This is a genomic window from Streptomyces sp. 3MP-14, assembly GCF_006334905.2.
Classification (GTDB): Bacteria; Actinomycetota; Actinomycetes; order Streptomycetales; family Streptomycetaceae; genus Streptomyces; species Streptomyces triticirhizae.
This window is the reverse complement of record NZ_VDLZ02000008.1, coordinates 88,560-114,774: the sequence shown is the minus strand read 5'-3', so window position 1 is coordinate 114,774 and position 26,215 is coordinate 88,560. Positions and strand designations below refer to the sequence as shown.

24 protein-coding genes, 1 tRNA gene and 1 pseudogene are annotated in these 26,215 nt (G+C 74.9%); 18 read left to right on the top strand and 8 right to left on the bottom strand.

All coding sequences use genetic code 11. From position 1 onward, the window contains the following. Positions 1 to 126 precede the first annotated feature (126 nt). From FH609_RS15180 to FH609_RS15155, 6 genes are all read left to right on the top strand, one after another. Positions 127 to 570: an ATP-binding protein gene (locus tag FH609_RS15180; protein ID WP_139667761.1), complete on the top strand. Its 444-nt coding sequence runs from the start codon at positions 127 to 129 to the stop codon at positions 568 to 570. 42 nt (positions 571 to 612) lie between these two features. Next, positions 613 to 969 (top strand): hypothetical protein, encoded by a 357-nt coding sequence (locus tag FH609_RS15175; RefSeq protein WP_139667760.1) that lies wholly within the window; start codon positions 613 to 615, stop codon positions 967 to 969. 69 nt (positions 970 to 1,038) lie between these two features. Beyond that, positions 1,039 to 1,497, top strand: a complete 459-nt coding sequence (locus FH609_RS15170; RefSeq protein ID WP_139667759.1) for a hypothetical protein — start codon at positions 1,039 to 1,041, stop codon at positions 1,495 to 1,497. A 2-nt stretch (positions 1,498 to 1,499) separates the two neighbouring features. Next, positions 1,500 to 1,895: a hypothetical protein gene (locus FH609_RS15165; RefSeq protein WP_139667758.1), complete on the top strand. Its 396-nt coding sequence runs from the start codon at positions 1,500 to 1,502 to the stop codon at positions 1,893 to 1,895. Positions 1,896 to 2,217: 322 nt separating this feature from the next. Next, positions 2,218 to 4,077 (top strand): PQQ-binding-like beta-propeller repeat protein, encoded by a 1,860-nt coding sequence (locus FH609_RS15160; RefSeq protein WP_139667757.1) that lies wholly within the window; start codon positions 2,218 to 2,220, stop codon positions 4,075 to 4,077. Positions 4,078 to 4,179: 102 nt separating this feature from the next. Next, entirely contained in the window at positions 4,180 to 4,749 is a 570-nt protein-coding gene (locus FH609_RS15155) for a dihydrofolate reductase family protein (protein WP_139667756.1), read from the top strand. Positions 4,750 to 4,764: 15 nt separating this feature from the next. On the opposite strand, the gene selB is transcribed toward FH609_RS15155, so the two are convergent. Together selB and selA are read right to left on the bottom strand one after the other, a co-directional pair. Further along, the gene (gene selB / locus FH609_RS15150; protein WP_139667755.1) at positions 4,765 to 6,570 is read right to left on the bottom strand and encodes a selenocysteine-specific translation elongation factor; all 1,806 of its coding nucleotides are present in this window, start codon (positions 6,568 to 6,570) and stop codon (positions 4,765 to 4,767) included. Next, complete coding sequence (selA, locus tag FH609_RS15145; protein ID WP_226961680.1) at positions 6,567 to 7,877, bottom strand: L-seryl-tRNA(Sec) selenium transferase; 1,311 nt, start codon at positions 7,875 to 7,877, stop codon at positions 6,567 to 6,569. Before selA ends, selB begins: the two co-directional genes overlap by 4 nt. 230 nt (positions 7,878 to 8,107) lie before the next feature. Between selA and FH609_RS15140 the strand changes: the two genes are divergently transcribed. Further along, complete coding sequence (locus FH609_RS15140; protein WP_139668048.1) at positions 8,108 to 8,428, top strand: hypothetical protein; 321 nt, start codon at positions 8,108 to 8,110, stop codon at positions 8,426 to 8,428. An 11-nt stretch (positions 8,429 to 8,439) separates the two neighbouring features. Here FH609_RS15140 and FH609_RS15135 read toward each other — a convergent pair whose 3' ends face one another. Continuing rightward, positions 8,440 to 9,279 (bottom strand): phosphotransferase, encoded by an 840-nt coding sequence (locus FH609_RS15135; RefSeq protein WP_139667754.1) that lies wholly within the window; start codon positions 9,277 to 9,279, stop codon positions 8,440 to 8,442. A 251-nt stretch (positions 9,280 to 9,530) separates the two neighbouring features. Further along, positions 9,531 to 9,626: transfer RNA gene (locus tag FH609_RS15130), tRNA-Sec, on the bottom strand. 67 nt (positions 9,627 to 9,693) lie between these two features. Between FH609_RS15130 and FH609_RS15125 the strand changes: the two are divergent. After that, positions 9,694 to 10,379: pseudogene (locus FH609_RS15125) on the top strand (IS5 family transposase). A gap of 15 nt (positions 10,380 to 10,394) precedes the next feature. On the opposite strand, the gene FH609_RS15120 reads toward FH609_RS15125, so the two are convergent. Continuing rightward, positions 10,395 to 10,910, bottom strand: coding sequence for a DinB family protein (locus FH609_RS15120; RefSeq protein ID WP_139667753.1), 516 nt, complete (start codon positions 10,908 to 10,910; stop codon positions 10,395 to 10,397). Positions 10,911 to 11,131: 221 nt separating this feature from the next. On the opposite strand from FH609_RS15120, the gene FH609_RS15115 reads away from it, so the two are divergent. The 9 genes from FH609_RS15115 to FH609_RS15080 all read left to right on the top strand — a co-directional run bounded on the left by FH609_RS15115 (position 11,132) and on the right by FH609_RS15080 (position 17,418). Beyond that, positions 11,132 to 11,599: a hypothetical protein gene (locus FH609_RS15115; protein ID WP_139667752.1), complete on the top strand. Its 468-nt coding sequence runs from the start codon at positions 11,132 to 11,134 to the stop codon at positions 11,597 to 11,599. A 176-nt stretch (positions 11,600 to 11,775) separates the two neighbouring features. Further along, entirely contained in the window at positions 11,776 to 12,780 is a 1,005-nt protein-coding gene (gene selD / locus FH609_RS15110) for a selenide, water dikinase SelD (RefSeq protein WP_139667751.1), read from the top strand. A gap of 129 nt (positions 12,781 to 12,909) precedes the next feature. Beyond that, complete coding sequence (locus FH609_RS15105; protein WP_139667750.1) at positions 12,910 to 13,614, top strand: hypothetical protein; 705 nt, start codon at positions 12,910 to 12,912, stop codon at positions 13,612 to 13,614. A 7-nt stretch (positions 13,615 to 13,621) separates the two neighbouring features. Continuing rightward, positions 13,622 to 14,206, top strand: coding sequence for a MauE/DoxX family redox-associated membrane protein (locus FH609_RS15100; protein ID WP_139667749.1), 585 nt, complete (start codon positions 13,622 to 13,624; stop codon positions 14,204 to 14,206). Positions 14,207 to 14,208: 2 nt separating this feature from the next. Continuing rightward, on the top strand, positions 14,209 to 14,754 hold the full coding sequence (locus tag FH609_RS15095; RefSeq protein ID WP_139667748.1) for a hypothetical protein: 546 nt from the start codon (positions 14,209 to 14,211) through the stop codon (positions 14,752 to 14,754). Next, entirely contained in the window at positions 14,751 to 15,671 is a 921-nt protein-coding gene (locus FH609_RS15090; RefSeq protein WP_139667747.1) for a peptidoglycan-binding domain-containing protein, read from the top strand. The genes FH609_RS15095 and FH609_RS15090 overlap by 4 nt, the downstream gene beginning before the upstream one ends. Beyond that, positions 15,668 to 15,841: a hypothetical protein gene (locus FH609_RS31110; protein ID WP_193317905.1), complete on the top strand. Its 174-nt coding sequence runs from the start codon at positions 15,668 to 15,670 to the stop codon at positions 15,839 to 15,841. The genes FH609_RS15090 and FH609_RS31110 overlap by 4 nt, the downstream gene beginning before the upstream one ends. A gap of 63 nt (positions 15,842 to 15,904) precedes the next feature. Continuing rightward, on the top strand, positions 15,905 to 16,420 hold the full coding sequence (locus FH609_RS15085; protein ID WP_139667746.1) for a hypothetical protein: 516 nt from the start codon (positions 15,905 to 15,907) through the stop codon (positions 16,418 to 16,420). Positions 16,421 to 16,686: 266 nt separating this feature from the next. Next, a complete protein-coding gene (locus tag FH609_RS15080; protein WP_139667745.1) occupies positions 16,687 to 17,418 on the top strand; it encodes a tyrosine-protein phosphatase in 732 nt (243 codons plus the stop codon). A 9-nt stretch (positions 17,419 to 17,427) separates the two neighbouring features. Here the strand turns inward: FH609_RS15080 and FH609_RS15075 are convergent, their stop codons facing one another. Next, positions 17,428 to 21,153, bottom strand: coding sequence for a hypothetical protein (locus FH609_RS15075; RefSeq protein ID WP_139667744.1), 3,726 nt, complete (start codon positions 21,151 to 21,153; stop codon positions 17,428 to 17,430). Between the two features lie 118 nt (positions 21,154 to 21,271). Between FH609_RS15075 and FH609_RS15070 the strand changes: the two genes are divergently transcribed. Further along, positions 21,272 to 21,754 (top strand): GNAT family N-acetyltransferase, encoded by a 483-nt coding sequence (locus tag FH609_RS15070; RefSeq protein WP_139667743.1) that lies wholly within the window; start codon positions 21,272 to 21,274, stop codon positions 21,752 to 21,754. On the opposite strand, the gene FH609_RS15065 is transcribed toward FH609_RS15070, so the two are convergent. Then, positions 21,751 to 22,317, bottom strand: a complete 567-nt coding sequence (locus tag FH609_RS15065; RefSeq protein WP_139667742.1) for a hypothetical protein — start codon at positions 22,315 to 22,317, stop codon at positions 21,751 to 21,753. The two genes, FH609_RS15070 and FH609_RS15065, sit on opposite strands and share 4 nt — an antisense overlap. A 663-nt stretch (positions 22,318 to 22,980) precedes the next feature. Then, complete coding sequence (locus FH609_RS15060; protein WP_139667741.1) at positions 22,981 to 26,148, bottom strand: AfsR/SARP family transcriptional regulator; 3,168 nt, start codon at positions 26,146 to 26,148, stop codon at positions 22,981 to 22,983. Positions 26,149 to 26,215: the final 67 nt, after the last annotated feature.

The window sequence follows — 26,215 nt, the reverse complement described above, 5'->3', positions numbered from 1 at the left end:
ACCACGGAAGCCAGCGGGTCCATGCTGAGTGTGTGAACACCGCGACACGGACCGTGTTGGTGGTCAACTGGCCTGCTCAGACGCGCTCTTGAGGGGTCGACAAGCATCGCTTCGGGGAGGTGCCCCATGCCCGTCACCATCGCCAGGATCGCTGAGGACGACGCAACCTACGCCTGGGATCTGGTCGCTTGCACATCGGAACTCGAACACTGGCGTGCGATTGCGGCAGGGGCCGTTGGCCGGCTGGGCGGTGACCGGGATGCCGTCGCGCTCACGCGTCTCGGCGTCACGGAGCTGATCAGCAATGTGATCAAGCATGTGGCGCACGACCCGCGTTGTCGACTGGTTGTCACCTGTGAGAGTGACAGGGACGTCCGAATCTCGGTCTGCGACCGATCGTTGCGGGTCCCCAAGCTGACCGTTCCCGACTGGAGTTCGGAGAGCGGGCGTGGTCTGTGGCTGCTGTGCGAGATGGCGCCGGCCTGGGGGTGCACCCGCCTCGACGGGGGCAAGTCCGTGTGGTTCCGGTTCCCGCTCGCCTGCGGAGACGGCGAGACGGCCCGGCGGTGAACGCGCGCCCCACCCGCAGGAGAGAGAGGAAGGACCGGAGGCGTGACCGAGGAAGCCTCGATCGTGAAGGGCGCCGACTGGGTGTTGTGCGAGGAGCGCGGGCCGGGGGTGCCCGAGGGGATCTACGGCGTGGCCTGCATGACCTGCGAGGCCCGTTCCCCGCTCTTCGACGACGACCAACTCCCGGTTGCCGTCTGGGCCATCCAGCACGTGCAACAGGAGCCGGCGCACCGGCAGTTCATCGCCACCACCGAGCGGCACTGGCGCGTCCACCCCCGGTCGGGGCCCACCCCGCCGGCGCCGGACTCGTTCCTCCAACGGGCGGCGGGGCCGGCGTTCGTCGGGTTGATGTGCCTGCTCACCGCCCTGGCCGGGCTCCTGCCGGCCGCCCTCAACTGACGTCGACCGCGACAGTCACCCGAGAAGAACCAGCGAAGAACCCGAGAAGAAAGCGAACCCGGAAACTCCATGCACACCACCATCGTTGATTCCCCGATCCCGCTCACCTTCCACATCCTCGCCACCACCCACAGCAACCACGTGCTGATGGTGCGCGGGAACAGGGAGGACGGCGACCAGGGCTGGGTCCTGCCGCACGGGCAGGTGCCCAACGGGCGGTGCGTCATCCTCACCGCCCGCGAACACCTCATCGCCACCACCGGCTACGACCGCACCCTCGCCGAGATCTACGCCTCATCGCCGCGCACCGATGAACAGGGCACGCTCATCGGGCTGGACCTCGTGCTCGACGGCGGGCACCTGCCGGAGCTGCCGTCCAACGACCCGAAGGGCGGCGCCAGTTGGGTGCCCATGCGGGAGCTGCACGAGCCGCCCGGGCTCTACCAGTACGCGATCATCGCCGCCGGGCAGCGCCGCAGGCTGCCGCTTCTGGTCAACGGCGACCGGCCCGAAGCCGCGTTCGCCTGAGCATGGCCGAGGACGGCGGGTGCGCCTGGGAGTTCCTTCCGCCCGCGCCCGGGCGGGAGGGCGACCAGGGGTGGGTCATTGGTCCCTGCTGGTTCTTCTGCGACCACCAGGTCACCCCCGTCACCTGGATCGGCGCCATCAGCGCGGCCGGCGCGCACGCGCCGCTGTTCGCCTGCCGGCCCTGCCTCACCCAGCTCCACGCCATGACCTGGGACTACACGGAGGCAACGCGGTCCGCGCCGATCGACGCCGACGGCCGCCCCGTTCCCCTGTACGGCGATCCGGCGCGCGACTCCCCCACGTTGCCGGTCCGTTGGCTGGCCAGGGCGCGGCATCCGGCGCGCACCGCGTTCGGCCGGCGCCTCCGGCGGCTGCTCGGGAGCGTGGCACAGGGGTGAGCGGGCGGGGGTCGCCCATCGGGTAGGCGCGAGGAAAGTGCGATGAAAGCGGCGTCCCCATGATGGGAAGGGAAAGGCACGCCGGACGCATCGCGTCCGTGGGTACCTATCGGGGGAGACGGGCCGGCAGCGTCAACCGCTGTCGGCCCGTCGAAGTTTCTGAAGCGAGCAGGGGCGACATGCCAACGGGGCAGCGGCGGCGGTCCGCCGGGGCGCGCCACCGGATGACGGGACGCCGGTCCACATCGGCGACGTCGGCTCGCTGAACCCGGGGGGTTCGTGCGCTGTGGCGCGGTCGCAGGTTGGTGAAGGGGAATCACTCATGTCAGGTGGAATGCAGGGCGGCGTGCCCGGGGAGTACCAGCAGCCGGGGCCGCAGGGGTACGGCGGCCCGCCGGCCCCGCCACCACCCGGCCAGCCGTCGCACCAGCAGCAACCACCCCAACCGTTCGGCGCGCCGGGGCAGTTCGGGCCGCCGGCGCAGGGGCAGATGCCGGCGGGCCCGTACGGCTATCCGGGGCAGCCGGGGCAGCAGCCGGGGCAGCCCGCGCAGCATCCCGGACAGCCGCAGGCGTGGGGCGGGCCGCCGCCGGGAGGGATGCCCGGCGGGATGCCGCCCGCTCCGCCGCCGGGGCACCGGCATCGGAAGAAGTCCCCGTGGGTGCCGATCCTCGTCGTGGTGTTGGTGCTGGCGCTGGGCGGCGGCGGGTGGTTCCTGTTCGGGCCAGGATCGGACGACAGCAACACGCGGCCGCCGATGGGCGCGACGCCCGAGACGCCCGGCGGCGTGGTCTGGTCGCTGAACGAGGATGTCGCCGAGAACGCCAGGATCGAAGGCGTCTGGGTGGTCGGCGAGGACACCCTGGTCAAGGCGGTCGACAACGTCTTCACCGCCTATGCGCTGGCCGACGGCTCCGTGCTGTGGACCCAGGAGCTTGAGGGCGACGCGATCTGCGCGCCGCCCACCACCACCGAGGACGGGCTGATCGTCGTCGGTCACGGGTCGGCCAACTGCGGTCAGAACATCACGCAGATGGATCTGACGACGGGCGAGACCGGCTGGAGTCGGCCGTTGGAGCCCGAGGAGGACCCGGGCGGCTTCGCGATCGCGATTGCCGGCTCCTCCTACGCCATCCACAGCTACGGCGGCTGGAACCTGCACCGCATCGCGGACGGCGAGGTCATCTCGGCGAGCGCCGCCGTCTACAGCTCGCTGCACCAGGACGTCAACCGGACCGACTTCGCGGACGCGAACCCGCCGGCCAACGGCCAGGAGATCTGCGCCGTCGACGCGGTGGCGGGCGGCGAGCGGCTGATCCGCCGGCGCACCTGCGCCACGGTGACGGACGCGGCGAACGGCACGACGAGCGCGCCGTTCTTCAAGCTGGAGCAGATCGACCCGGAGACCGGCGACACGATGTGGAGCCTGGACGTGCCGGAGGGCCGCTGGGTGAGCAAGTTCCACAGCACGACGCCGCTGGTGGTCTCGCTGCGCTCGGAGGAGTTCGGGCCGGACACCGAGCTGCTGTTCGTCGACGAGGCCGGCCAGATCACCGGCCAGGTGCCCGTCGCGACCACCGGCGTGGCCGAGAACGACGTGCATCTGCTGCTGGAGGAGTGGTGCCGGGACGACATCGTGGTCTACAACCAGGTGGACGAGTGCGGCGGCACGGCGGTCGCCGGCGACACGTTCTATGCCTCGCCCTCGGGCATGGCCGGCGGCAACCCGGTCACCGCGATGGACGTGACCACGGGCGCGGTCAAGTGGGCGTATGAAACGGACCAGTTCTACAAGCAGACGGTGTTGGCGGCGGACGAGGAGGGCGTCATCATCCACCAGGCCAGCCACCTCGGCTCCTCGGGGCAGGTCGCCCGGATCTCGGCGGACGGGCAGACGGTCGAGCCGCTGTTCCGCACGGACGAGGCGTGGATACAGCCGAGCTTCTACATCGCGTGGGTGAACGGTCAACTCGCCTACAGCGTCACGGACTTCTCGCTGGAGCAGGACCTCTCCGTCTATGGCCCGGAGGGGGAGGCCGTTCCGCTGACGGAGGAGAGCGAGGGGCGCGGGGAGGCCGAGGACGGCACGGAGGGCGCCGGGGCTGACGGTGGCGCCGCCGAGGGCGGGGGCGAGGATGCCGGTGCCGCCGAGGGAGGGGGCGCGGACGCGGAGGCGCCCTGACGGGAACCCTGCGGCCGCCGAATGGCCCGACCCGACCGATGAGTTCCGCGCGGTGTGCCGGTCTCCATGCCGACATACCGACGACTCATGGGAGCTGACGCCATGCGCAGACTGACCTTCGCCATGAACACGAGCCTGGACGGCTATGTCGCCGCGCCCGGCGACGAACTCGGCTGGAGCGTGCCGAGCGACGAGCTGTTCCAGTGGTGGTCCGACCGGGTGGGCGCGACGCATCTGGCGCTGTACGGGCGCAGGTTGTGGGAGAACATGAGTTCCCACTGGCCGACCGCCGACCAGCAGCCGGGGGCCACGCCGGCGGCGATCGAGTTCGCCGACCGCTGGCGGGACATGCCGAAGGTGGTCTTCTCCGCCACGTCCACGGACGTCCCGGTCGACTGGAACGCCCGCCTGTTCACCGGCGACGCGGTCGCCGAGATCACCAGGCTCAGGGCCGAGGACGGTGGCCCCATGGACATCACCGGTGCCACGCTCGCCGGGGCGGCGATGCGGGCCGGGCTGATCGACGAGTATGTGCTGGTCACCCATCCGGTCCTGGTGGGCGGCGGCATCCCGTTCTTCACGGCCCTGGACAGCTGGGTGAACCTGAACCTGGTGGAGACCCGGACGTTCCCCGACGGCGTCGTTCTGAGCAGGTACGAGACCAGGCGCTGACCGCCCGACGGCGGATCAGCGCGCGTCCGTGGTGAGGGTGCGGCGGCCGTCGGGGTGGCGGCGGGTGAGGCGGGCCGCGTCGAGGGCCTCCAGGAGGGGGATCGCGACGCGACGGCTGGTGGCCCAGGCGCGGGCCGCCTCGCTCACCGTGAACGGCTGTTCCAGTACGGCGAGTTGGGCGGCGGCGCGGGTGGTGGCGCCCGGGGCGAGGCGGAGCGGGCCGACGCGTTCCAGCCGGCCGCGCCGGACGAGGAGCGCCAACGCCTCGTCGGACAGGCCGAGTTCGGCGAGGCGGCGGCGGGTCGGGGCCCGGAACGGGGCCGCGTCCAGCTCGGCGAGCAGCGCGGCGAGGGCGGCGGCGACGCGCGGGGGAAGGCGTTCGGCGTCGGCCGTGCGGTAGAACCGGCCCTCGCGCAACGGGAGTTCGGGGCCGGCGAGCGCGGCCAGCGCCTCGTCCGGCAGGTCCTCGGGGAGGGCGCCCGGGAGACGGTGGCGGGCTTCCGCGACGGGAAGGCCGGGGTCGGCGGGGTGGGCGGCGGCGTGGTCGGCGACCGCCTCGGCGAGGGCGGCGCGCAGCCGGGCGGCGTGCTCGGGGTCGAGCAGCCAGCCGGGGCCTTCGGGGTCAACGACATAGCCCTGGGCGGCGAGTTGGGCGCGTTCGGCCAAGCCGGTGGCGGCCAGCCGGGTTCGGGGGTCGGCGGGGTCGTCGACGGCGGCGAGGTGGCGGGCGCGGCTGGCGGCGGCGCCCCGGCGGGTCAGCGGGGGCGGGTCGGGGTCCAGCACCGTGGCGCCGACCAGCAGCCGGGAGCCGGGGTCGCGCAGCAGCAGCCGGTCGCCGACGTGCAGGGGCAGCGGGGTGCGGAGGGCCAGGCGGGCGGCGTCGGGGCCGAGGGGCCGCAGCCGGGCGCTGGTCGCGGCGGTGCCGCAGTGGACCAGGGGTTCGGCGGGCAGCCTGCGTCGATCAACGGTGCGCGCGGGGGCGGGCGTTGGGTGGAGGCGGACATCCACGGCCCGGGTCGGCCACCAGGCGCCGGGGGTGAGGAGGGCGTGGCCCCGGGCGACGCGTTCGGCGGGAACGCGGCGGAGGTTGACGGCGACCCGGGCCGGGCCGGTGGCCGAGGTGACGCGGCGGCCGTGGCTCTGAAGGTCGCGGACCTGGACGGGGGCGCCGGCCGGGGCGAGTTCGAGTTCCTGGCCCACGGCGAGGGTGCCGGCGGCGAGCGTTCCGGTGACGACGGTGCCGGCGCCGGCGACGCTGAACGCCCGGTCCAGCCAGAGGCGAACGGGCGCTTGAGCGTCGGGTGTTGGCTGTTCGGCGGCCAACGCGTCGAGAGCGTCGATGAGTTGGTCGAGGCCGGCGCCGGTGCGGGCGCTGACGGCGAGGGCGGGCGCGTGGGCGAGGCCGGTGCCGGCGGTGCGTTCCGCCGCCTGGGCGAGGGCGGGCGCGGGGTCGGCGAGGTCGGCGCGGGTGACGACGAGGAGGCCGGTGCGGACGCCGAACGCGTCGAGGGCGGCGAGGTGTTCGTCGGTCTGCTGGCGCCAGCCCTCGTCGGCGGCGACGGCCAGCAGCGCGGCGGGCGCGGTGGCGATCCCGGCGAAGGTGGTGGCGAGATAGCGGTGGTGGCCGGGCACGTCCACGAAGGCGAGGGTGCGGCCGCTGGGCGCGGCGGTCCAGACGAAGCCGAGGTCGAGGGTGAGGCCCCGCCGGCGTTCCTCGGCGAGCCGGTCGGGGTCGGTGCCGGTGAGGGCGCGCAGCAGCGTGGACTTGCCGTGGTCGACATGGCCTGCGGTGGCGACCACCCATGAACCGGGCCCGTTCATGCCCGTTCGCCCGGCGCGACGGCGAGGACGGCGCCGAGCAGCGTCGCGTCGTCCTCCTCGGGGACGGTGCGCAGGTCCAGCAGCAGCCGGTCGCCGTGGACGCGGCCGACGACGGCGGGACGGCCGGCGCGCAGCGGCGCGGCCAGGCCGGCGGGCAGGGCGACGGCGGCGCTGGGCAGGGCGACGCCGGGGGCTCCGCCGCCGCCGACGCGGGCCTCGCTGGGCACGGGCTCGGCGGCGACGCCCCGGGCGGTCAGCTCCTTCGCGAGGGCATCGGCGCGGGCGGCCAGCTTGGCGGGCCCGGCCAACAGGCCCTGTTGAACGGGTGGTTGGGGGCCGAGGAGGGTGGCCTCCAGGGCGGCGAGGGTGAGCTTGTCGACGCGCAGCGCGCGGGCCAGCGGGTGGGTGCGGAGCCGTTCCACGAGGTCGCGGCGGCCGAGCAGCAGGCCGGCCTGCGGGCCGCCGAGCAGCTTGTCGGCGCTGGCGGTCACCAGGTCGGCGCCGGCGGTCAGGGAGGTCGCGGCGTCGGGCTCGTCGGGCAGCGCGGGGTGCGGGCGGAGCAGCCCGGAGCCGATGTCGTGCACCAACGGGACGCCGAGCGTGGCGAGTTGGGCGACGGGAACGGAGGAGACAAAGCCGGTGAGGGCGAAGTTCGACGGGTGCACCTTGAGCAGGCAGCCGGTGTCGGGGCCGATGACCCGGGCGTAGTCGTCGAGGTGGGTGCGGTTGGTCGTGCCGACCTCGACCAGCCGCGCGCCGGTGCTGGCCAGCAGCTCGGGCAGCCGGAACCCGTCGCCGATCTCGACGAGTTCGCCCCGGCTGATGACGATCTCCCGGCCCTGGGCGAGCGCGGTGGCGGCCAGCACCAGGGCGGCGGCGTTGTTGTTGACCACATGCACGGCCTCGGCGGCCGGCACGGCCTCGGCCAGGGCGGCGAGCGTGCCCCGGCCCCGCCGGGCGCGGCGCCCGCTGCCGGCCAGGTCGAACTCCACGTCCGTCGGCCCGGAAGCGGCCCGCACCGCCTCGACGGCGGCCGGGGAGAGCGGGGCGCGGCCCAGGTTGGTGTGGACGAGAACGCCGGTGGCGTTGACCACGGGCCGCAGGCTGGTGGCGGCCTCGGGGAGCGCAGCGAGCGCCGCTTCGGCGGCCCGTTCCGGCGCCAACGCGCCTTCGCGCACGCGCTGTTGGGCGTCCGCGACGGCGCGGCGGACCAGGGTGCGGCCCAACCGGCGGGATGCGTCGGCCAGTCGGGCATCGGCCAGCAGCACGTCGGTGCGCGGCACACGGCGTCGGGCGTCGGGCGTCAACGCCGGCCTCCCGGGGCGGAGTTCAGGCGGTGGGCTGGTGGGGCGGTGGGGCGTTACGGCTGGCGGCCGGCGGTGGCCCTCCGGCGCGGGCTCAACCTATGCCAGGGGGCGCCGCGTTGTCAGCCGGCCGCCCGGGGGCGGTGGCCGGCGGCCGCTCGTTCCGGAAGATCGCCTAGGGTCGAGGCATGTCATCACTGCGTACGCGCCTGCGTGAGGCCCTGCCTGCGGCCATGCGGGCCCGGGATCGGGCGGCGGTCAGTGCCCTGCGGGGCACGCTCGCCGCGTTGGACAACGCCGAGGCGGTGCCGGTGGACGCCGCGCCGAGCGCCGGCGCGATCGAGGCGTCGCCCGTCGGCGTGGGAGCCGCCGAGGCGCCGCGCCGCGCGTTGAGCGAGGCGGATGTCGTGGCGGTGGTGCGGGCCGAGATCGAGGAACGGCAGGCCGCCGCAGCGCAGTTGACGTCCCCGACGCACGCGGAGCGGGCCGCGCGGCTCCACGCCGAGGCGGAGGTGCTGCGCCGCCTCCTCGACGAGTCCGAGGCGACGGCGTAAGGGTCCCGGGATCACCCGCAGCGTTCGAGGGCGGCCCGCACCTGCCGGAGCCCCTCCGTTCTCCCCCGATCCCGGTCGGGCATCTGGTCGTCCCGCCGCCACCGCCAGGCCGAGAACAGCGCCCAGTTCAGGGCTCGACACCGATGAACCAGGCCGGAATCGGCGCCCGGGTAGTGCGGGGCCACCTCCTCGGGCGCGTGCGCGAGGTCGAACTCGACCGGCCCACGGCAGCAGGTGGCGAGGTCAACGAAGAGGGGGCCTCTCGCCGTGTCGAGGAGGTTGCCGGGGTGCGGCTCGCCGTGCAGCAGCTGGTCACGGGCCCGGTCGCCGCCGATCGCGGCGCCGAGCCCGCCGAGCGTGTCGGCCAGGAACGCCCGGTCGACGTCGGCCAGTTCGGGCGACCGGTCCCGGTCGTTGACCACGTTCAGCGCGCTGGCGATCCGGTCGGTGAAGTGCGGCGCGGCGTCAAGGTCGATCGCGCGCAGGGCGGCGTGGTGTCGTAGGAACGCGTCCGCGTACTCGGCCGGCGCGATGGCCGAACCGGTGGGTGCGTAGTAGGTCCAGAACGAGACGGCGAAGCCATCCCGCACCGGGACCCGGGGCTCGACCCTCGGGTCCAGCTCGGCCACGGGCGCCCCGGCCTCGGCGAGCCGGCGCGCGACCGCCACCTCGAACTCGGCCTCGGCCAGGCCCTGCGCGGGCGCGACCCGCAGCAGCGCGTCGCACGGGAGCAGGCGCAGCACCACGCGGTCCGAGTTGTGGACGACGTGGACGTCGTCGACGGGCAGGCCCAGCGCCACGGCCGCCTCCCGCCCCGCCGCGACCGCGCGGCGAAGTTCCCGTGGCTCCATGTTCCGCCTTCCGCGCCGTTGGCCACCCATGCCGGGCGCGCCCCGAGGGCGCCCACCGACGGAGATCCTGCTCCGCCGCGAGGCACCGGGCAACTTCTTTGCCCCGGGGCCGGCGCTCCAGGCCCGGTACGGCACACGGCCCGGCGCAGGCCGGAAAAGACACCACCCGCACCGTCGGACCAGCGGCGGAGGAGGAGGCGCGCAGCGCCTCCACGCCGCCTCCCCGAAGAGCCAGCGCAGCGTCAGGCGTCTGGCGGAGGCGTATGGGGATCGAACCCACCCGGCCGGGGTTCCCGACCGCATCGGTGTTGAAGACCGTGGGGGCCACCAGGCACCCGCCCGCCTCCGGCGAGAAGTCTAGGGCCCGTCCGGCGGATCATGTGACGTCTCACCCTTCGGTCCGTTGGCATGGCCATGGGGCGTGGAGATCTCACGGACGAGGAGTGGGCTCGGCTGAAGCCGTATCTGCCCAAGGCCGGGCAGCGCGATGGTCGTTGGGCCAGTCGCCGCAGGATCGTCAACGGGTGCCTGCACCGGAACCGGACCGGGATGCCGTGGCGGGATCTCCCTGCGCGGTTCGGGAAGGGGAAGACCGTGTATGAGCGGGCACAGACGGTGGTCAGCGGACGGCACGTGGGACAGGCTCTTCGCGGCTGTCCTGGCCGACGCGGACGCCCGGGGCAGCATCGACTGGTCGATGGCGTCGGTGGACTCCACCACCTGCCGTGCCCCCCCAGCACGCGGCCGGAGCACGCGGGAGGTCCCGTACCGCCTCAGCGGCGGAGGCCCCCCGGACCTCACTTCGGCGGTGACAAGGCGTACTCCTCCCACCGCAACCGCCGTTACCTGCGCAGACGGCGGATCAAGCACACCATCCCCGAGCCGAAGAACCAGCGGGCCGACCGCAAACGCCGCAGCGGCAAGGGCGGACGGCCCGCCGGCTTGGACAAGACGATCCACCAGCGCGGGAACGGGGACGAACGGACCATCCTGGCACTCGGGAACTCCCGTGCCGTGGCCACCAGGTTCGACCAACGCGCCTTGGTGTGTTCCACGGCGCCGTCACCCTCGCCTCGATCCGGCTCTGGCTCCGTTCGTGACGTGCGCGACAGCTCTCAGGCGCCGGTCCGCCCATCGACGAGTTCACGCACGACGTCGAGGTGGCCGTTGTGGCGGGACGTCTCCTCGATGAGGTGGAGGATCACCCAGCGGAGATCGACGTGGCGGCCGTCGCTGATGGGACGCTTGGCAGTTGAGTTCAGCTCGTGGTCGGACACCAGGCGACGGTAGCGGGCACTCTGCTCCTCGTACTCGGCGAGAAGCTGGGGCAACGGGATGTCAACCGCCGCCCGCATCTCAGGATCGGGATCATCGTCGGTCGCCTCGGTGAGCGGCCCCGCGAGCTCCTCCCCCAGGAACACCACCTGGAACCAGTAGTACTCGACCCACCGCAGATGACTGATCAGCCCGCACAACGTCATCAGTGGTGAACTCGGAAGTGGGGCCTTGCGAGCATCTTCCGCGGACACGCCCTCACACTTGGCTCGCGCGGTATCACGGGCGTAGTCCAGGAAGGTGGCCAGCTGCGTACGCTCGTCCCAGGTGGGAGGCGTGTCGGTTCGTCGCGTCATCGCGGGGAGCTTCCCACGGCTCGGAACGGGTATCCACCCAATTGATCGGAAGGCACGGTCAGGTGCCACGGCACCGGCTGTGCTCAGGGAGAGGCCGGCAGGATCCGCCGGACAGACGCTGGGGTCTCTCCTGGATCTCCGTGGATCGGCGGCGGGGGGATGCCTGCCGTGTACTTCGGGCGGCAGAGGGGGAGTACTTCGAGGACGTCACTGGGGGGAACGTGTCGAGCATCGATTTTCCGGACGACCTGTCGGACCTGGATGGCCCTGAGGAACGCCGGGTCCAGTACATCCAGGGGCTACTCGATGTCATGGGGGAGGATCTCCGTCACGTCATGCTCTTCGTGACGGTCTCCCTCTCCTTCATCGTGATCGTGCTCACCCAGCTTCCCTTCGATCGGCTCGTCGATCTCCCGCTCGCGGTCCGATTGCTTCTGGTCGTCGGACTCGCCCTCACGGGCGCGGGGGCCCTGCTCTTCTTCCGCTATGTGCGCGTCATACACCTCGCCCGCCTGGGTGTGGCCCGTTGCCTCGCGTCGGCCGACGCCCGCCACGCCCGGCAGTTGTGGGCCGGGGCCGAAGGTGTCTGGGAAACCCGGGGAAGCTTCTACAGGTGGGGCGTGCGGCTGACTGGGCTGGGCGGCAGCGTCGTCGCCCTCAGCGTGAGCTGCCTCCTGCTCGGCGGCTGAACTCCGGGCGGGCATCGGGGGCTCGGCCGCGTCCGAGAGGGGCCATGGAGGCCGCGCGTCGTAGCCCGCGCCACACCCTCAAACCCCCCACCGACACCGCCGCGTCACCAACCCTCCCGAAGAACCCGGCTGGGCCCTCTGTCGCCCCGCCCCCGCGCGGCGGTAGCGTCCGGCGGATGACCGTTCGACTGACCCAGTACGCCGGCGGCGGTGGCTGCGCCTGCAAGATCCCGCCGGGTGAACTCGACGCGCTGGTCGCCACGTTGGCCGGCGACGCGAGCCAACCGAAGGACCCGGCGGCCGAGTTGCTGGTGGGCCTCGACGGCGGCGGGGACGACGCGGCCGTGGTGCGGCTGGACGAGGAGCGGGCGGTGGTCACCACCGCCGACTTCTTCACGCCGGTGGTGGACGACCCGTACGACTGGGGCCGGATCGCGGCCGCCAACGCGCTCTCCGACGTCTACGCGATGGGCGGCACCCCGTGGGCCGCCGTCAATCTGCTGGCCTGGCCACGCGAGACGCTGCCGATGGAGCTGGCGGCCGAGGTGCTGCGCGGCGGCCGGGACGTGGCACACGCGGCCGGCTGTCAGGTGTCGGGCGGGCACAGCGTGACCGATCCGGAGCCCAAGTACGGGATGTCGGTGGTGGGCATGGTGCACCCCGGGCGGATGCTGCGGCTGGACGCGGCGGAGCCGGGGCGGGCGTTGACGTTGACCAAGCCGCTGGGCAGCGGGGTGTTGAACGCGCGGCACAAGGCGACGGGCACGGTGTTCCCTGAGGCGGTGGCCGTGATGGCGGAGCTGAACCGGGACGCCTCGCTGGCGGCCGTGGCGGCGGGGGTGCGGGCGGGGACGGATGTCACCGGGTTCGGGCTGCTGGGCCACGCCTACAAGCTGGCGCGCGCCTCGAACGTGACGGTCGCGATCGACGCGGCGGCCGTGCCGTTCCTGGCGGACGCGCGGGCAGCGGCCGAGGAGGGCTTTGTCAGCGGCGGCACCCGGCGGAACCTGGCCTGGGTGGAACCACAGGTCGCGTTCGGTGAACTACCGGAGCTGGAACGGCTGTTGCTGGCCGACGCGCAGACCTCGGGCGGGCTGCTGCTGGCGGGCGAGGTGCCGGGGCACCCGGTGGTCGGCGAGGTGCTGCCGCGCGGGGCGGCGCCGGTGGTGGTGCGGGGCTGAGCGGGGCGACCGCGCCCGAGAGCTTGTCTGTACACCGTCATTCAACACGGGTAGACTCCCTTCCCGTTCCGCGCACCTGCTTCGGGGACGTGCAGCGCCCCCTTCGGAGCGACCAACGGGAGGAACCACGTGGCGCCATCCGCAGCCGTCGAACACCGCGCGTTGGACGGCATCGCCTACCGCCTCGCCGCCGACCTCGACCTGAGCCGGCCGGCGACCTCCGTGGTCGAGGTGGTCGCCGACGGCCGGCTGTACGAACTCACGGCGGGGCCCGCCGCGTTGGCCGAGGCCGTGGCCGCCTCGCTGGGCGTGACCGCCTTCGACAGCGAACTCGCCTTCCAGGGCGGGACGTTGCGCACCGCGACCACCAGCGAGTACGACGCGCAGGCCCAGCAGGTCGAGAACCCGACGCTCGTCGTCTGGCAGGGCCGGCGGTTCAGCCTGGTCACCCGGCTCTACCGGGCCGCGCTCACCGACGTGTTGCTGCTGCTGCGCACCCTCGGCATCGCCGAGCACGACGACGGGATCACCCTCACCCCCGACGCCTCCGCCGGCACCCGGCTGGCGCGGCCGGCCACGGTGGTGAAGGAGGTGCCGACCCTCGGCCTGGTCGAGATGGGGCGGCCAACGCGCGAGCACACCGTCCAACTCCCGCCCTGGCAGGGCGCTTCGGTGCCCTCGGGCGAGCTGTTCCGCGACACGCTCTCCGACGGGCGCCCGTTCTTCGTGCTCTCCGGCTCGGCGGTGTGGGCGACCATCGTGCCGCTGGCCGACACCACGGCCGACCGCGTTCCGGCGCTGGTCGACGGGCTCGACCTGCGGGCCGTGGGGTGAGCCGCGAGTGACCTCGCTGCTTACCGCCGTCGCCACCGGGGTGACGCTGCTGGCCCTGCTCGCCGGCTGCGCCGGGCACGTGACCCGCCCCCGCCTGCTCCCCGAGGCGCTCGCCGCCCACCGGCTGCTGCCGCCGCGCGCCGTGGCGCCGGCCGCGCACGCCGTCACGGCGGCCGAGGGCCTGCTCGCGCTCGCCCTCGGCGGCGCGCTGCTGGCCGGCCAACGCGCCGCGCTGGCCGGGGCGTTGGGCGTCGCCGCGCTGCTGTTCGCCGGCTACGCCGGCTACACCCGGCGCGCCCTGGCCACGGGGCGCGGCGGCCCCTGCGGCTGCTCGCGCGCCGAGGTGCCGCTGAGCGGCTGGGTCGTCGGGCGGGCGGCCGCGTTCGCCGGCCTCGCGGCCCTGGGCGCCGGGCTGGCCGCCGGGCCCGCAGCGCCGCCCGAGGGCGCGGCCGAGTGGGCGACGGCGGCGCTGGCCGCCGCCTCGCTGGCCCCGCTGCTGTGGTCGCTGCCCGCCGCGCTGGCCCAACCAGCCGCTCCGCAGCGCCCGTTGCCGTCCTTCGCCGTCGTGTCCGTCCCGAACGGAGGCCGCTGACCGTGGACTTCACCACCAGCGCCCTGATCCTCTCCTGGGTCGCCATCGCCCTGCTCGCCCTCGTGGTGTCCGGCCTGGTGCGGCAGGTCCACCAGCTCTCCCGGGGCCAGGTGGTGCGCGAGCAGGGCCGGTTGGGCGTGACGCCCGGCAGCGCGGCGCCCGGCGCTGACGCGCTGCGGGAGGAGAACCTGCTGGCCGACGGCGCCGAGACGCTGCTGCTCTTCCTCAGCGCCGAGTGCCGCACCTGCGCGGAGGTGCTGGCCGAGGCGGCCCGCCTTGAGGCGCCGCCCGCCGTCCGCGCGATCTACGCCGGCGCGGCCCCGCCCGCGACGGCCGACGCCGGGGTGCGCTTCGCCGAGCACCGGCCCGACCTGTTCACCGCCTATGACGCGATCGCCACCCCGTTCGCCGTGCTCGTCGGCCCGACCGGCCGGGTGGTGCGCAGCGAACCGCTCGGCAGCGCGGCCGCGTTGGGCGCCCTGCTCGCCGCCGCACCCCGAGACGAACCCTCCGAACAGCCCTCCGAACAGCCGAGGAGCGCGCGATGACCACCCTGGACGAGGTTCCGCAGCTGCGCCGCGCCGGCGCGGCCGACCGGCCGACCCGCCGCCGCAGCACCGCCTCGCTGCCCCGGCTCGCGCCCCGGCGGCGCACCGTTCTCCAGTCGGCGACGGTCGTCGGCTTCACCGCGCTCGGCGTCTTCGGCCCGGCCCGCGCGGCCTACGCCGACGGCTACGACATCTGGACCGGCGAGTGCCCCTCCTACGCCTCCACCCACGACTGCTCCCCCGGCTGCGGCCCGAGCACCGTGCACGCCGCCGCCTGTGAGACGAGCGGCGAGTACGAGGGCTTCCACCGCAACGACGGCGTGACCTGGACGCTGCGGCCCAACCAGTGCTACTCGGGCTCCTACGACGGCTGGCTGTGGGCGTTCAGCGGCGCGTGCGGGGCGTGCGGCTGCGGCATCGAACGGCGGTGCCACGACGGGTACTTCAACTCGGGATCGGGCTGGGTGCGTTCGATCTGCCGCTGGACGACGGACTGCGGCTGCGAGGGCGCCATCGCCTGGCCGACGGTCCGCGACGGCTCGCGCGGCCCGGACGTGTACGCGGCCCAACACCTGGTGACGTTCCACGGGTTCGCCACCGAGCCGGACGGGATCTACGGGCCCAACACGGCCGCCGCCGTACGGGGCTTTCAGGAGTCGATGGACCTCGCGCCAACCGGCGAGGTCGCCGCGACAACCTGGCCGCACCTCGTGGTGACGGTGCGTCAGGGCGACAGCGGCGAGGCGGTCAGCGCGGCCCAGCGGCAACTCGCCAAACACGGCTACCCGTTGACGGTGGACGGCGCGTTCGGCGCGCTGACCGCCGACGCGGCACGGGCGTTCCAGCGGGCCAACGGGTTGACCGTGGACGGGATCGTCGGGCAGCAGACCTGGCGCACCCTGGTCGGGGCCGCGTGACGGACCGTCACCTCGGCGCACGGCCGGCGTGGCGGCGCTGGTCGACCGACCCGGCGGTGCCGGTGCTGGCGCTCGTCTGCGGTGCGGTGGCGGCCAGTTGGTACGCCCCGCTGCTGACCTGGGCGATCCTCGGCGGCCTGGGCGGCTATGCGCTCTCCGGCTCCGTCTGAACGCGGAACAGCGCGCACGCGCTTGCCTCGCCAGGTTGGCGGGCCGTTCATCGACAGACCACCGTGCTGACGGTCTTCTCCACCGGGCTGCTGCTCGGCGCCCTGCTGTCCGCCTCGGTGCTGTGGCTGGCCTCGGGGCTGGCCGCGCCGCTCCCGGCCGGCTGGCGCGCGGCGGCGACCGTCGCGCTCGCGGCGCTCGCCGTGGCACGTGACGCCGGGCTGGTGCGCCTGCGGCTGCCGCAGAACGCGCGGCAGGTGCCGCAGGACGTGCTGCAACGCGATCTGGTGCGCGGCGCCCTCCAGTTCGGCTTCGAGATGGGCACCGGGGTGCGCACCTATGTGTCGGCGAGCCTGCCCTACGCGCTGGCGGCCGGGGTGCTGCTGGCCAACGACGGGGGCGTGGCGCTGGCGGCGGGGCTCGGCTTCGCGCTGGGCCGGGCGGCGACCCCGACGCTGCGGTTCGCCTCCGGCGCGGGCGAGGAGTGGGACGACCGGCTGATCGCCCGGCTGCCGCTGCTCACCACGGGCGCGGCGGCGGCCGCGACGGCGGCGTTGGCGGTGCTGGCGCTGCGCGGCTGAGCCCCACCGGGCCGGGCCTCCCGGCGCGGCGGCCTCTGGTGCCTGGCCGGGCCTCCCGGGGCGGCGGCCTCTGGTGCCGGGCCGGGCCTCCCGGGGCGGGCTCGCCGCACGCGGCTTGCCGGCGGCCACTCCCGGCGTCGTTCCGGCTCTGGTTCGATGGAGGGAACGGCCGGACGGGTCAACGGCACACGGGCCAACGGTCGGGCGGGCCAACGGTCGGGCGGTCCAACGGCGGAGGGCCGGCGGGCGGACACGAGGGGGCGGGGATGGCCGCGACACGACATCTCGCGTGGGAGGGCGCGTTCAACGCCCGCGACCTGGGCGGACTGCCCACGACGGACGGTTCGACGACCCGCTGGGGCGCGGTGGTGCGCTCCGACGCGCCCGACGACCTGACGGCGGCCGGCTGGGCCGGGCTGTGGGCGCACGGGGTGCGCACGGTGCTCGACCTGCGCGAGCCGGAGGAGATCCCGGCCGAACGCGCGGCGCCGGACTGGGTCACGGTGGTGCGGGTGCCGCTGGACGACCGGGGCGACACCGCGTTCTGGCAGTACTGCGCCGACCACCGGCTCTCCTCGGGCACGCCGCTCTACTACGGCCCGTTTCTGCGGCGCAAGGCGGACCGTTGCGTGGCCGCGATCGAGGCGATCGCCGACGCCGGGCCCGGCGGGGTCCTGGTCCACTGCGCCTCCGGGCGCGACCGGACCGGCCTGATCTCGCTGCTGCTGCTCGCGCTGGCCGGGGTCGAGACGGCGGCCATCGTCGCCGACTACGAGCTGAGCGAGGAGCGGCTGCGGCCGGCGTTCGCGGCGCTCGGCTGGCGCGACCAGGGCCCACTGATCAGGGAACTCCTCGCGCGCCGCGCCACCTCGGCCGAGGCCGAGATCCTCTCGTTGCTGAACACCCTCGACATCGAGGCGGTGTTGCGCGCCGCCGGCCTCGGCGAGACCCGCCTCGCGGCGGTCCGCGCCCGGCTGCTGGCCGAACGGGCGGGCTGACCGCGCCGTTCAACTGAGATGGCTGTACAGGTCGTTGACGACCTTCTGCGCCAACGCGGCGTCCTCCGCCGGGGTTTCGGCGCGCGCCCACAGCAGATAGACGTACCGGTCCAGGTGGGAGAACTGGTGCTGGAGGGTCATCCGGTAGGGCGTCTCGGCGTCGCCCGCCACCGTCGACCAGCGCGTCCACCGGTCCTCGCGCTGCCAGGGGGCAGCGTCGGCGTCGTTCACGCGCTCCTCGAACGCTGCGATCTGCCGCTCGTCGCAGGCGCCCTCGCAGCGGTAGAGCCGGAAGTCCAGGCGGAGTTCGGGCGCGGCGCCCGGCCGGTGCGCGGTGGAGCAGCTGAACACGTCCTCGTTGTCGACCACTCGCACGCCGTCGTCCTCCTCGTCCGGTACGGCGCAGCCGAGGTTGCCGGGGCCTCGGAAGAACAGCGGATAGGCCGGGGCGCCGTGCGCCCAGAGGAACGACGGCTCCCCGTCCTCCCAGGTCGCGCCGTACAGCGTGCGCGGCTCCGAGCGCCGGTGCACCGAGGCCCAGGTCTCCTCCGGCGTCCCGGCCTCCGGCACATCCGCCAGCGCGCGCCGGCTCGCGGGCGGCGCGCCCCCGCCCGCCGCGTCGTTCCCCCCGGCGTCGAGGCCGGCCCGGCGCAGCGCCGTGCGCGTGAGGATCTGCCCGACCTCGTCGACCCGCTCCTGGTCGGCGTGCACCTCCCGGAACCACAGGTGCACCAGCACGTTGTCGACCCGGACGACGAGGTGCGTGCCGCTGCCCGCCTCGCCGACCAGCGGGTTCGACGAGGTGCCGAACCACGGCGGGTCCTGGGCGAGCGCCTCGCCCAGCGGCGTGTTCGGGAAGTCGCCCTCGCTCGTCTGGGCTGCCTCGTCGCCGAGCCCGCCGACGCGGCGGTAGTCGTCGCCGTCCGTCAGGGCGGCGAACCGATCCGCCGCCGTCGCGGTCGCGCTGTCCCCGCTTCCGTAGCGCGAGTAGGCGGCGGTCCCCACGCGCACGCTGACGGCCGGCTCATACGGGTGCTGCTCGCTGACGGTGCAGCCGGCCAGCTCGCCGTAGAGGCGGTCCTCGGGCGCGGGCACCGGCTGCCAGGGCAGGCCGGCGGGATCGGCCATCAGGCGCGCCGCGTCGGCCGGGTCCACCAGGTCGCAGGGGGCGGCGAGGTGGCGGTGCGGGGCCGGCACCGGTGGGCTAAACCCCGCCGAGAGGTAGACGAAGCCCACGGCGATGCCCGTCGCGATGCCGACCGCCGTGCCCACCGCGCCCACCAGCGTCGCCGCCGCTCCCCGCCGCACCGCGCCGGGCCCCCGCCGACGAACCGGCGGCGAAGGGGCCCGGGGCCCGTCCGCCCCGCGCGCCAGTTCGCGTTGCAGTTCCAGGTGGCGGAAGCGGTAGACGCCGCCAGTCTGCCGCAACACCCCGATGCGGTGGGCCTCCTGGAGGAACGGCATCAGCCGCAGCGGGAGCCTGCCGGTGGCGGCCAGCCAGAGCAGGGCGGCCGAGTAGCGGCCCCAGGACGACATGGCCAGCCCGTACCCGTACCCGGCCAGCAGCGGCAGGCCGAACGTGAGGAGCGCCAGCGTGGGCGAGAAGGCGTCCCGCCCTCCGTTCGACCACCAGAACCCCAGCATCAGGAACGGGCCGAGCAGCACTAACCGCAGCCGGTCGTCGGGCTGTTCGTGGAACATGTCGAGCCAGCCGAGAAACAGCGCCGAGCGCCGGTCGTCGCGCAGCAGCTCGGCCGGCTCGGCGCCGGTGGCGAGGTCGGCCGGCCGGCGCATCCAGTCCAGCCCGCGCACCGCCAGGAACCCGCCGACGCCGACCACCGTCAGCCCCGTGATCCACGCCCCGGCCGTGCCGTCCCCGAGGGCGGTCAACGCCCCGACGAGGAGACCGAGCAGGGCCACCGCCAGCGTGCCCCGGCCCGGCCGGGAACGCAGCCAGCCCCGCGCCGCGCGGCCACTCGGCGGCCAGATCCGCCGGGGCGTGCGCAGCCGTTCCTCCTTCAGCGCCGCCGGGTGGGTCACGAGAACGACCGCGCCGACCAGCGCCACGCCGGCCCACACCGGCAGGTCGAGCGTGTCGTGCCACCTCGGCAGCCCGAACCCGGCCAGCCAGCCGCTCAGCGTCACCAGGCCCAGCAGCGGAACGAGCGTCCAGAGCAACGCCGTTCGCGGCACCGCCCGGTCCAGGTGCCACCACTCGATGTCCTGGGCGTCCCGGTCCTGGAGCCAGCGCGCGAGGTGGCCGAGCCAGCGGCGGGCGTCGCGTTCGCGCCCGCCGCCGGGACCGTCGTAGACCGCCGCGACAAAGGCCCGGAACAGGTGGCGTTCGACGGCCTCCCGTGAGGTGAACCGGCCCGGGTCCAGCAACTCCCCGGGGTCGGCGCTGGTGTCGCTGTAGGCGCGGCGGGCCAGCGCCACCATCAGCGGGGTGCTCAACGCCTCGCGCAGCGGCGCCGCCGCGCGCCGGTCCTGCGGCGAGGGGGCGCGCAGCCGTTCCAGCACCGGGTCCCACTTGGTGGCGGCCCGGCCCGTTCCCGCGCCGTCGCGGCCGTCCCCGCCGCCGGGGCCGCTCGGGCCGCCGGGGCCGCTCGGGCCCAGGGCGCGGCTGGTGCGCGGCAGATAGCCGGCGATCTCGTCGAGGGCGAGGGGCCGTAACTCGACGACCACGGCGGCGGGCAACACCACGTCGGCGCGTTCGACGGCGTCGGCGTACTGGCCGCTGCGGCTGGTCAGCACGAACCGGGCCGGGCCGACGATGCTGCGGCGCAGCTCGCGCAGCGCGCCGACCCGGCTGGCGGCCGGCAGCTCGTCGAAGCCGTCGAGCAGCGGCAACACCCGTCCGGTGGCGATGAGTTCGGCGGCCACGTCCCGGGCGGCCGCGCTTTGGCCCAACGCGCCGAGGTGGTCGGCGGCCAGCCGCCGGGCGGCCCACTGCCACAGCCCCTCGACGCCGGGCCGCCAGGAGGCCAACGGCAGGATCACGGGCACAGGTTCGCCGTTCCGCGCGCCGCGTGTCGCGAGGAGTTCGCGGGCCAGCCGCAGCGCCAGCGCCGACTTGCCCGCGCCCGGGCCGCCGAGCACCACGAGCCGCTGGGCGGGCAGCGTCCGGAAGAGGCGGGCGATGTCGGCGAAGCTGCCGGCGACGTCGGCTGGCCCGGCCGGGGCGCCGGGGTGGTGTGGGGGTGCGTCGGGGTGGTGTGGGGGCGCGGAACGGATGTTGTCCCAGTGGTCGACGACGAGTCGGTCCGTCGCGGTCCATCGCACGGGCAGCGGCGCCGGGTCGTGGAGGCGCGCGATCCGGTCCTCGCGGTCGTACTCCCGCCGCAGCGCGCCGGCCAGCCGGTCACCGGCCCGGTCGAGCACCGCGTCGGGCACGTGCGGCGTCCGCGCCGCGCGCCGCCTCCGCCGCCGGTCGAGGACCAGGCCGCCGGCCCCGACCGTCAGCAGCACCCCGCCGAGCAGCGTCGGCCAGGCGGAACGGCCCCATCGCTCGGGCGCCGCGCCGCTGAACTCCAGGGCCAGCAGCGCGCCGCCGACGAGGGCCGCCAGCACCGGCCAGGGCACGCGCAGCGTGAGGCGGTAGTTGAGGGTGTCGACCGACCCGACCTGGATCACCTGGCCGACGTGGCTGTCGACGACCGTGTTGTACACCACCTGGCGGTCGGCGCTCCGGTGGTGCGCGTCCGGCCGGCGCCGCTCCCTTTCCCCGGGGTCCACGGCAGGACCATTCCCCCATCGGTCGCCTGTCGAACAACCGCTCGTGCGGGGGCGGTTGGGGGCGTCCGGCGGTCGGGTGCCCGGCGACTGTCAGTGGTGGGTGGCAGACTCCGGTGGCATGACCGAGGAACCGGCAGTGAGCAGGGAAGACATCCGACTGCGGGACGTCGTGGACGAGGATCTTGAGGAGTTCCTGGCGCAGGAGCACGATCCCGAGGCGGTGCGGCGCTCGCGGTTCCCGCCCCGGGAACGGGAGGCGTTCCTGCGGCACTGGCGGACCCGGGTGCTGGGCGTTCCGGGGGTGTTCGTGCAGGCGGTGACCGTGGACGGCGAGCTGGCGGGGAACGTGGTGGCGTGGTGGGAGGGCGAACGCCGCTTCCTCGGGTACTGGTTGGGCCGGGAGTTCTGGGGGCGCGGGGTCGGGTCGCGGGCGGTGGCGCTCTTCCTGGAGCGGGAGCGGCACCGGCCGCTGTACGCGGACCCGTTCGTGGGCAACGTCGGCTCGGTGCGGCTGCTGGCTCGGCTCGGTTTCCGGGAGGCGGGGAGGGAGCGGGACGGGGAGGACGAGTATGTGCTGATGGTGCTGGAGGAGGCTGCCTAGCGCTGGGGCTCGGGCTGGAAGTCGGGCTGGGGCTCGGCCAGCGCGCGGGTGGCCGCCGTCGCGCGGAGGCGTTCCAGCACGCCGGTCTGGCGTTCGGCGCGGGTGAGCAGCATCCGCAGCTCGGCGGCCGTGCCGTTCTCGGCGATCGCGGGCAGCGCGGCGAGGGCTCGCCAGAGGGCGGCCTTGCCCTGGACGCCGAGGAGCATCGCCTCCAGCTCGATCACGTCGCGTGCCTCGGAGGTGCGGACGAGTCGCCCGTTGGGCTTGAGGCGGCCCAGCCGCTCGCCGACCTTGGCGCCGAACACCATGGAACGGTGCACCGGCACGCCCAACTCCCCCATCAGTCGGCGCAGTCGGGCGCGGTCGTCGCGCACCTCGGCGGCGAGGGAGGTCAGTGCGGCGGCGGTGTCGGGGGCCGCCCCGTGGTGGCCGGCGAGACGCTCGGCGAGGCGGACGCCGGCGGTGGCGCCGGCGAGGTGATCGTTGAGGTAGACGGTCAATGCCTGGGGGGCGTGCTGGGACGCGCCGGCCGGGGGCCGGCGCGTCTCGTTCACCGTGCGCACGATGGCTTCTCCTCTCCGGCCCGCTGGCGCGGCGGCCCGGGGGCCGCCGTGGCGCCCCCCGAGTGCCCCGCCGGGGCCACCCTCAACCAACGGCCTGCGGCGCCGGGCCGCAGACGACAACGGTGCTGGTGGGCTCGGGTGCGTGGTCGACCGCAGACCGTCACCAGTTGCCCGCGCAGTTCCCCGCGCCCCTTCGGGTCCGTGGGCGCTCAGGGACGAGCCGCACACGACAACGGCGCAGGTGGGCCCGAGTGCGTGGTCGACCGCAGACCGTCACCAGTTGCCCGCGCAGTTCCCCGCGCCCCTTGAAGCGCGTGGGCGCTCAGGGACGGGCCGCACACGACAACGGCGCAGATAGACCCAGGTGCATGGTCGACCGCAGACCGTAACCAGTTGCTCGCGCAGTTCCTCGCGCCCCTTCAGGTGCGCGGGCGCTCAGGGGCGCGGGGAACTGCGCGAAGCATGAGGGACGGGCCGCACACGACAACGGCGCGGATAGACCCAGGTGCATAGTCGACCGCAGACCGCGACCGTTCCCCGCGCCCCTTCAGGTCCGTGGGCGCACAGGGGCGCGGGGAACTGCGCGAAGCATGAGGGACGGGCCGCACACGACAACGGCGCAGGTGAGCCCAGGCGAGTGGTCGACCACAGACCGTGACCGGACTAGCCGACCGAACCCACCGGCGGCCCCGCCGCAGGCGCCCCCGGCGCCTGCGGCACCGGCGCCTGCGGCACCGGCGATGCCAGCGCAGCGCGCAGCTCCTCGGCCTCCGGGAGGCCGAGCGCCTCGAAGAGGCCCAGCGCCCGCAGCCGATGCGAACGCGCCTCCGCATCCCGCCCCCGCGCCTCCTGCACGGCGGCGATCGCCGCGTGCGAGACGGCGACCTCCCGGCGGTTGCCACCCTCGGTGGCAACCGCCAACGCCTCCTCGTGCAGCCGCAGCGCCTCCCCCGGCTCGCCGGCAGCCACACGGCTGTCGGCGAGTTCGTTGAGCCGCCGGGCCAGAGACTGCGAGTCGCCCAGCTCCCGGCACAGCGCCAGCCCCGCCTCCTGGTGGCTGATGGCGGCCGCGAGGTCGCCGGCCGCCCGGCAGAGCGTGCCGAGCAGGCCCAGCACGTCGGACTCGACACCCCGGAAGCCGGTCTCCCTGGCCTGCGCGAGGGCGCGCAGCGCAAGGTCGCGCGCTGCGTCAACGCGCCCGAGCGCCTGAAGGTTCTCGGCCATCCCGAGCAGGATGTTGGCGCCGTGCGGCCGGTCGTCGTGCGCTTCGCAGACCGCCAGGGCCTCCTCAAGGCAGCCCAGCGCCTCCTCCCAACGCCCCAGCGCGCTCAGGCAGTTGCTCAGGTTCACCAGCGCCGAGCGGCGCAACGGCCAGGGCCCCTCAGGGCCGTTCAGCTCCAGCACCCGGCGGAACTGTTCGCTGGCACCGGCGAGTTCGCCGGACTTCGCGTAGAGGATGCCAAGCGAGTTGACCAGCCGGCCCTGGGCTCCACGGTCGCCGAGGCGTTCGTAGGCGGCGATGCCCCGGCGGGCGTGCTCGACGGCCGCCGCGTTGTCCCTGCCGTGCCGGCCCATGGCGAGGGCGAGGTGCCCGCGCGCGTCGGCCTCGGCGCGCAGGTCGTCCAGCTCGCGGGCGGCGGCCAGTTCCGCCGAGCACCAGGCGACCAACTCGTGGGTGTAGCCGCCGATGTCGAGGTAGCGCCACAGGGTGGTGGACAGGGCGACGACATAGCGGGCGTCGCCGTGGCGGGCGGCCTCCAGGAGGTTGGCGCGCTCGGCGGCGAGCCAACGTTGCGCGTGGTCGCGGTCGTTGAGCGGCGGCGCGTCGCCGGGCCAGGCGGGGGGCGTGGGCCGCCGGTAGGACTCGAAGGGAACGATGGCGTCCAGCGCGGCGCCCGCCGTGAACAGGTAGTAGTCGAGGAGCCGGTCCAGGGCCTCGCGGCGGGCGGCCGGCGGGTCGACGGCCTCGGCGAGTTCCGCCGCGTAGGCGCGCAGCAGGTCGTGCGGCTGGTAGCGGCGGCCGCCGGCGACCGGGTCGACCAGGTGGGCGCGGACCAGCACGTCGAGGGCGCGGCGGGTCGTCCGCACCGGGGCGCCGGCCAGGGCGGCGATGGCGTGGGCGTCCGCGTCCTGCCCGGGGAGCAGGCCCAACAGGCGGAACACGGCGGCGACTTCGGGTGCCAGCCGCTGGTAGGACCAGGAGAAGACGGCGCGCAGCGCGGTGGAGGGGTCGTCGTCGAGGTCGAGCACGTCGAGCGCCTCCCGCCGGTCGGCCAGCTCGCCGACCAACTCGGCGAGGGAGCGGGCCGGTTGGGAACGGGCCAGCTCGGCGGTGATGCGCAGCGCGAGCGGCAGGCGGGCGCAGCGTTCGACGAGGGCGTCGGCGGAGGCCGGCTCGGCGGCGAGCCGGGCGGGGGCGTCGAGCAGCTCGGCGAGCAGCCGGTGGGCGTCGGCGCGGGGCAGCCGGTCGAGCGGCAGGCGCCCGGCGCCCTCCCGGGCGACGAGGCCGCCCAGCGCGTCGCGGCTGGTCACCAGCGCCAGGCTGCCCGGCCCGCCGGGCAGCAGCGGGCGGACCTGCTCGGTGCCGCGCGCGTTGTCGAGCACCACCAGCACCCGGCGGCCGTCGAGCAGGCTGCGGAACAGGGCGGCGCGCTCGGCGAGTTCGTCGGGAACGGCGGCGTCCTCCTGCCCGAGCGCGCGCAGGAAGCCGGCCAACGCGTCCCCGGGCGTCACCGGCTGGTCGGGGCCATAGCCGCGCAGGTCCACATAGAGCTGCCCGTCCGGGAAGTGCCCCCGTGCGCGGTGCGCCCAGTGGACGACGAGCGCGGTCTTGCCGACGCCGGCGGTGCCGGCCACGACCGAGACCGGCACGGGTTGTGCGGCGTCCCGGGCGGCGGCGGCCAGCCGTTCGTCGAGCCAGGCCAGTTCGGTCTCACGGCCGACGAACCCGCCGATGTCGCTGGGGAGTTGGACCGGCGGGCGCGGACCCTGCGGTTCGGGTCGGGCGGTCTCCACGGGTTCGCCGGCCAGGATGCGGCGTTCCAACTCCCGCAGTCCGGCGCCGGGTTCGAGACCCAGCTCGGTCACCAGGTGGCGGCGGGCCGTCCGGTAGGCGGCCAGCGCCTCGCCGGTGCGGCCCTCGCGGTGCAGCGCGATCATCAGCAGCTCGTGCAGCCGTTCCCGCAGCGGGTGTTGGCGCACCAGCGCGGCCAGCTCGGCGACGGCCGACGCCCCCGCGCCGATCCCCGCGCCGGCCCCGGCCCTGCCTCCGACCCCGGCGGTCAACTGGGCCTCGCAGCACGCCTCCTGGGCGGCCAGCCGGCGTTCGGCGAGCCGCTGGGCCCAGCCGCTCAGCGGCGGAACGTCCAGGTCGGCGAACGGGACGGCGGACGTGTCGCCGTCCCAGCGCGCGAGCGCGCCGCGCAGCAGCGCCAGCGCGCGCCGCGGGTCCTCGGCGACCAGCGCGAGCCCCTCGGTGACCTCGGCGTCGAACCGTTCGGCGTCCAACTCGCCCGGCAGCACCCGGAGTCGGTAGCCCTCGGGGCCGTGGGTGAGGCGCTCGGGATCGCCGAGCAGCGTGCGCAGTCGATGGACCTGGAGGTGCAGCCGCGCGCCCACGCGCTCGTCGGCCGGGTCCTCCCACAGCACCTCGGCCAACGCCTCGGGGGACACCGCCTGGTTGGCGCGCTCCAGCAGCATTCCGAGGAGCGCCCGCCGCAGCCGGCCGGTGACGGGCAGCGCCCGACCGTCCCGCCGGATGGCCATCGGCCCCAACACCACGAACTCCATGCCCGTTCCCTCGCTCGGCCGCCGCGCGGCGGTGCGCACCATTGTGGCGGCGTTCGGGGCGGTCGGGGCCCATCCGCCGCATGGTGGACTTCGCCGCCTGGTGGACAGG